Source organism: Sphingomonas flavalba (assembly GCF_004796535.1).
Classification (GTDB): Bacteria; Pseudomonadota; Alphaproteobacteria; order Sphingomonadales; family Sphingomonadaceae; genus Sphingomonas_L; species Sphingomonas_L flavalba.
In genome coordinates, this window is record NZ_SPHY01000021.1 from 20,462 (window position 1) to 27,091 (window position 6,630).

Sequence of the window (6,630 nt, forward strand, 5' to 3'; positions counted from 1 at the left end):
GGCTTTTATAGGGCCGGACATGAACGCTTCCACCGTGTCGCCGCTGGCCCCCGCCACCTTCCCCGCCCTGCCGCCGGTCGCCGGTGCGACGGCGCGCGTCGCCCGCGCCCGCTACAAGGCATGGAACCGCTGCGACCTGACCTTCGTCACCCTCGCCCCCGGCACCGTCGTTGCCGGCGTGCTGACCCAGAGCCGCTGCCCGTCGCCGGAAGTCGAATGGTGCCGCGCCGCGCTGCCGCACGGCCGGGCGCGGGCGCTGGTCGTCAACGCCGGCAATTCCAACGCGTTCACCGGCCATCGCGGCCGCGCGGCGGTGGAGGCGATCGCGGCACGCGCGGCCGCCCATCTCGGCTGCCCGGCGGACGAGGTGTTCGTCGCGTCGACCGGAGTGATCGGCGTGCCGCTGCCGATCGACAAGGCGGAAGCCGGGCTGGACGCCGCCTTCGCCGCCGCGCCCTGCGACTGGCAGGACGCCGCCGCGACGATCATGACTACCGATACCTTCGCCAAAGGGGCGGTGGCGACGGCGCTGGTCGGCGGACGGACGGTGACCATCGCCGGCATCGTCAAGGGCTCGGGGATGATCGCGCCGGACATGGCGACGATGCTCGGCTTCATCTTCACCGACGCGGCGGTGACGCCGGCCTTCCTCCAGCAGATGCTGGCCGCCGCGAACTCCCGCAGCTTTTCCTGCATCACCGTCGACGGCGACACATCGACATCGGACACCGTGCTCGCCTTCGCCACCGGCAAGGCGGGCAACGCCCCGCTTGCCGCCGCCGCCGACCCCGGCGCCGACGCGTTCCAGGCAGCGCTGTCGCAGGTCTGCCTGGACCTGGCCCAGCTCGTCGTCCGCGACGGCGAAGGCGCGTCGAAATTCATCGAGGTGGCGGTGACCGGCGCCGAAACCGACGCCAGCGCCCGCCGCATCGCGCTGGCGATCGCCAATTCGCCGCTGGTCAAGACCGCGATCGCCGGTGAGGACGCCAATTGGGGGCGGGTGGTGATGGCGGTCGGCAAGGCCGGCGAGCCCGCCGAGCGCGACCGCCTCGCGATCCGCTTCGGCGCCACCCAGGTCGCCGAGGGCGGGCTGGCGGTCGAAGGCTATGACGAGGCACCGGTCGCCGCCCATCTGAAGGGCAAGGAGATCGAGATCGGCGTCGATCTGGGGCTGGGCGACGGCCGCGCCACCGTGTGGACCTGCGACCTGACTCACGGCTACATCGCGATCAACGCCGATTACCGGAGCTGAACGCCACTTCAAACGCCATGCCAGCTTAGGCCGGCATCTCCTTGTTTCATAACAGAGGGGAGATGCCGGACTTCGCCCGCACGACGCTGATGGCTTAAGCCAGCTCGCCTTCAAGCCAGCCTTTAAGCTGGCTCTTCGGCGCGGCGCCGACCTTGGTGGCGGCGGGGGTGCCGTTCTTGAACAGGATCATCGTCGGAATGCCGCGCACGCCGTATTTGGCCGGGGCGTCGGGATTGTCGTCGATGTTGATCTTGGCGATCGTCACCTTGCCGTCCAGCTCGTCGGAAATCTCTTCGAGCGACGGGCCGATCATCTTGCAGGGCGCGCACCATTCCGCCCAGAAATCGACAAGGACCGGGCCTTCCGCCGCGATCACGTCGTCGTGAAAGCTGCTGTCGGTGATCGCCTTGGTGGCCATATGCTCGCACTCCAATCAGGGTTCGCGGGCAGAAATAGGGATGCTCCGCCCGATGCTCAAGCGCCTTCGTCCAAGCTTTGCTGAACAGGCGCCAAGACCGGCTTGTGCCGGGCGAGCAGCGCGGCGTCGAGCGGCAGCAGCCGCGGCCCGGCGGTGTAGAGCAGCGCCGCTTCGACCGGCCGGTCCGGGAAGATGACGCGCAGCGCCGCCGCATAGCCGCCCATCTGCTTCAGGTGATAATCGGGCACCTCGGCCACGGTGCGCGGCACCTGCCGGCCGGTCTTGAAATCGACGATCAGCACCCGTTCTGGCGTGACTAGCAGCCGGTCGACGGTGCCGGCGACCACCTGCGTGCCGACCACCGCCGCGATCGGCGCCTCGGCCAGCGCATCCGGCCCGAAAATATCGGCAAAGCCCGGCGCCTCGATCACCGCCAGCGCCGCGTCGGCAATCGCCCGCCGCTCGCCGGCGTCGGCGATGCCACCGGTCGCGGCCAGCCAGGCATCGGCCGCCGCCCGCCGCTGTGCCGCCGCCACCCCCGGCAGCCGCTCGAACAGCGCGTGGAGCAGCCGCCCCCGCTCGGCAGCGCGGCGCAGCGCCGGGGTCGCCGGCGGATCGGCGACCTGGTCGTCGCCCAGCGCGGACGGCGCCAGTGGGCGCGACGGCCGCTCCTCCTGCGGCGCAGGCTGGTGCAGCCAGTCCGGCACCGCGACCGGCGGCACCACCGCTCCCGCCGCCACCCGCGCCCGCGCGACCGGCCGTGCTAGTTCCAATCCAGTAAAGTGCAGGGCGCTGCCCCAGTCGGCATCGGCGACCGCCTCGACCCCCAGCGCGGTCAGCGCGCGCTCTGTTGCCGCGTGCCAGCTATCCGGCGCGGCGACGCCCTTCGCGCGCGGGCCGAGCGCGCCGCCGATCACCAGCCGCTCCTCCGCCCGCGTCATCGCGACGTAGAGCAGCCGCCAATGCTCCTGCAGCTCGCGCCGCTCGGTCTCGGCGATCAGCTCGGCGAGCGATCCCTCCGCCTCCGCCTTGCGCGGGCGGATGATCGGCACCGGCGCGCCGTCCGGCACCACCGGCCAGGAAAGCGACCGTGCCGGGCTGTTCGCCGGGTCGACCGTCGCGTCGGCGAGTATGACCAGCGGCGCCTGCAACCCCTTGGCGCCGTGCACCGTCATCACCCGGACGGCGCCGTGCGGCTTGGACGGATCCCGGACGATCTCGACATCGCCGCGATCGAACCAGTCGACGAAGCGCTGCAGCGACGGCGCCGCCTCCGCCTCGAAACGCAGCGCCGCGTTCAGCAGCTCGTCGATCGGGTCGCGCGCCTCCGCGCCCAGCCGGCGCAGCAGCTTGCGCCGCCCGTCAAGCGGGCCGGACAGCAGTTGCTCGAAGAACTGGTAAGGGGTGACCAGATCGGCGGCGGCGAGGATCGCGCGCAGTGCCGCCAGTGTCTCGCCTATGCCGCCTTGCCCGCGCAGATGCGCCCACAGCCCATGCCCTTCCTCCCGGTGGCCGTGGACGAACAACTCGTCCTGCGTCCAGCCGATCAGCGGCGAGACGAGCAGCGCCGCCAACGTCAGGTCGTCTTGCGGCTGGAGCGCGAAGCGGGCGGCGGCGAGCAGGTCCTGCACCGCCAGCGGCTGGCCCAGCATCAGCCGGTCGATGCCGGCAACCGGCACCCCTTCCGCGTGCAGCCGCGCGACGATCAGCGACGCCAGATCGCCGCGCCGGCGCACGAGGATCAGCACATCCTCCGCCGCCAGCGGCCGGCCCTTGCTCTCCAGCCACAGCGGCGCGTCAAGCCAGCGGCGGACCTGCGCGGCGATGCCGCCCGCCAGCCGGCGCGTGGCGGTGTTGACCCAGCCTTCCTCGCCCTCTCCGTCGCCCGCGTCCTCCGCCTCGGCCGATACCGGCGCGAGCAGCGTCACCGTCCCCGGCCCGGCGACCGCGCTCACATGTGGTTCGGCGACCAGATCCTCGCCCAGCGCATCGGCGCCGACCTCGGCGATCACCGCGTCGACGGCCGCCAGCACCGGCGCGGTCGAACGGAAGGACCGGGTCAACGACAGGTCGAGCAGGCCCTGCCCTATCCCCTCATCCACCTCCGGCTGCGCCAGCCGGGCGAAGCGAGTGCGCGCGGCGGCGAAGAACAGCGGGTCGGTGCCCTGAAAACCGAAGATCGCCTGCTTGTAGTCGCCGACCGAGAACAGGGTGCGCAGCCGGTCGCCGCGCGCGCCCGCCCCGGCGAAGAATTCGTCGGCCAGCGCGCCGACGATCGCCCACTGGCTGGCGTTGGTGTCCTGCGCCTCGTCGATCAGGATATGGTCGGTCGCCTGATCCAGCTTGTAGCGGATCCACTCGCCCATCCCCGGCGTGCCGAGCAGGCGGACGACGCTGCGGATCAGGTCGTCGAAATCGACGCGGCCGCCCGCACGCTTCGCCTCGGCATAAGCGGCGGCGAAACGGCGCCCGGCTTCCAGCCCGGCGGCGAACAGATCGGCCAATTCGGCGCGGGCGCGCAGCGCCAGCAATTCGCGCGCCGTCTCGCCGACCCGCAACGCCGCCTCCGCATAGCCGGGGTCGTGGTCAACAAGCCTCGGGGATATCTTGCGCGGTGTCCCGGCGGCGGTGAAGACAATGGCGACGATGCCGTCGAGCGTCGCCGCCCGCCCCGGCGGATCCGCGGCCAGCCAGGCGGCGATGCGGTCGGCGGTCTCCAGCCCGGTCTTGCTCGCCCATGCGGCGTTGGCGGCGGCGACGGCGCGCAGCGCGCCGGTGTCGAACACGCCATCGGCGCAAGCCTCCACGATCGCCGCCTCGACATCGCCCTCCGGCACCGCGAACGCCCGGCGCAGCGCCGGGCCGAGCGCCGGGGGTAGCGCCGCCATTTCCTCCGGTGCGCGGGCGCAGCGCATCAGGTAGCCCTCCGCCCTGTCCTCGCCCAGGCGGATGCTCAGCCGCTGCAATGCCGTGATCAGCGCGGTATCGCCTGCCGCTTCCGCCTCGGTGACCAGCCCGGCCAGCACCGAACGGGCGAGCACCGCCTCCTCCCGCGCCTCCATCGGGCGGAAACCGGGGATCAGCCCGGCCTCGACCGGAAAGCCGGCGAGTAATGTCTGGCAGAAGGCATGGATGGTCTGGATACGCAGGCCGCCGCCGGCCGCGTCCAGCACCCGCGCGAACAGGGTGCGCGCCCGTTTCAGCACCGCCGGGTCGTCATGCGGCTCGTCGAGCGCGAACAGCTCCTTCTTCAGCGCCGGCTCGTCCAGCCGGACCCAGCCGGCCAGCCGGGCGTGGATGCGATCGGCCATCTCGGCGGCGCCCGCCTTGGTGAAGGTCAGGCACAGTAGCGTCGACGGGTCGAAACCGGGGCGCATCAGCAGGCGCAGCACCCGCGCCATCAGCACCTGCGTCTTGCCCGTCCCTGCCGACGCCGACAGCCAGACATGCGCGTCCGGCGCGGCGGCGGCGATCTGTTCCGGGTTCAGCCGGTCGAGGGGCCTGAACCCGTCAGCCATCGCGCCCATACCATTCGTCGAGCCGCATCAGCTGGTCGTAATCGGTATAGGGGGCGTGTTCCGGGCTGAGCTTGGCGGTGAACGGCGCGTCGCCAGTCAGCCAGCGTTCGGCGGCGGCGGCAAAGACATTGGCGGCATGGCGGGTGAAATCGGCGGTGACGATGCGATCGCGCGCGCCTGTCGGGTCGACCGGGCTGGCGACATGGCCGAAACCGCCGTCGCGCCCGCGCGCCAGCGACCAATATTCGAACCCCGCCGCCTGCCCCCCGATGTCACCGAACCCGCCCCGTTCGGCGATCAGGCCGAGCAGGCCAAGTTGCTGGGCATAGCCGGCGGCGACCTGCTTCGCGCTCGGCGGCATGCCGGTCTTGTAGTCGACGATGACCAGACCGCCATCGGCCAGCCGGTCGATGCGGTCGGCGCGGCCGCCCAGCGTCACCCCGGCGACCTCCGCCTGCCCCCATTGCTCGGCGATCAGCGGCCGGCGCCCCTCGGCCAGCCCGGCGGCGAGTTGCGCCGCGATCCAGTCGATCGCCTCCAGCAGGCGCGGTGCCCACAACGCGCGCAGCATCGGGTGGGCATCGGCCCGCCGCAGCATCGCTTCCGCGCGCGGGCGCAGCCGGGCCGGGTCCCAGTCATCCTCCTTGGCCCAGCCTTCCAGCACGGCGTGGACGGCGGTGCCGCGCCAGGCGGCGGTCGGGTCGGCGTCGATCGGATCGAGCGGCGCCAGCCGCAGCACCGCGCGAGCGTAAAAGGCGAACGGATCGGCCTTCAGCCGGTCGACGTCGGTGACCGCGATCGTTCGCGGCCGCGCCGCCGCCGGCGGCGACGGCGCCGGGCGCGGCGCGGGCAGATGTTCGCCCGGATCGTCGATCATCCGCGCCAACGCGGCCAGTTCGCCGTCGCGCGCCATGCCGCCACTCATCGCCTCCAGCCGCAGCCATAGCCGCGACGCCACGGCCGGCGCCGATGCGTCCCGCCGCGCACGGGTGATCAGCACCCGCGGCGCACCGAGCGCGCTGGCGAAATCATGCGCGGCAAGGCCGATCCGCCGTTCCAGCCCCGGCAGGGCGAGCGCGCGGCGGATGCGTGGCGCCAGCCAGGGGTCTGGCGCCGCCAGCGCCGGCCATGTTCCCTCGTTCAGTCCGCCGAGGACCATCAGGTCCGCCTGCTGCAACCGCGCCTCGATCAACCCCCAGATGAAGATGCGCGGGTGCCCGCCCTGCGGCGGCCGCACCGCGACGCTGTCGGCCAGATGGCGGATCAGCGCCGGCAGCCCGTCGATCCGCGCATCGACCGGCCCGGTATCGGCATGGGCTTCAAGCTCCGCGACCAGCTCCGCCGCCGCGCGGCCGGACGGGCGCGCCCAGGCCGTGTCCCCCGCCAGCGCGGTCGCCGCCTCGCGCAACGCCGCGACCAGCGCGGCAAGGGTGCCGGCGCCG

At 72.6% G+C, this 6,630-nt stretch carries 4 protein-coding genes; 1 reads left to right on the forward strand and 3 read right to left on the reverse strand.

The features are described 5' to 3' along the window. The first annotated feature begins 19 nt into the window (after nucleotides 1-19). Nucleotides 20-1,252: a bifunctional glutamate N-acetyltransferase/amino-acid acetyltransferase ArgJ gene (argJ, locus tag E4A53_RS13805; protein ID WP_136163697.1), complete on the forward strand. Its 1,233-nt coding sequence runs from the start codon at nucleotides 20-22 to the stop codon at nucleotides 1,250-1,252. Between the two features lie 94 nt (nucleotides 1,253-1,346). Here the strand turns inward: argJ and trxA are convergent, their stop codons facing one another. The 3 genes from trxA to E4A53_RS13820 form a co-directional block, all read right to left on the reverse strand. Continuing rightward, complete coding sequence (gene trxA / locus E4A53_RS13810) at nucleotides 1,347-1,670, reverse strand: thioredoxin TrxA (protein ID WP_136163698.1); 324 nt, start codon at nucleotides 1,668-1,670, stop codon at nucleotides 1,347-1,349. Between the two features lie 56 nt (nucleotides 1,671-1,726). Next, on the reverse strand, nucleotides 1,727-5,188 hold the full coding sequence (addA, locus tag E4A53_RS13815; RefSeq protein WP_136163699.1) for a double-strand break repair helicase AddA: 3,462 nt from the start codon (nucleotides 5,186-5,188) through the stop codon (nucleotides 1,727-1,729). Then, nucleotides 5,181-6,630: PD-(D/E)XK nuclease family protein (locus E4A53_RS13820; protein ID WP_206366332.1), on the reverse strand; the 1,450-nt coding region annotated here is incomplete at its 5' end. The genes E4A53_RS13820 and addA, both read right to left, overlap by 8 nt.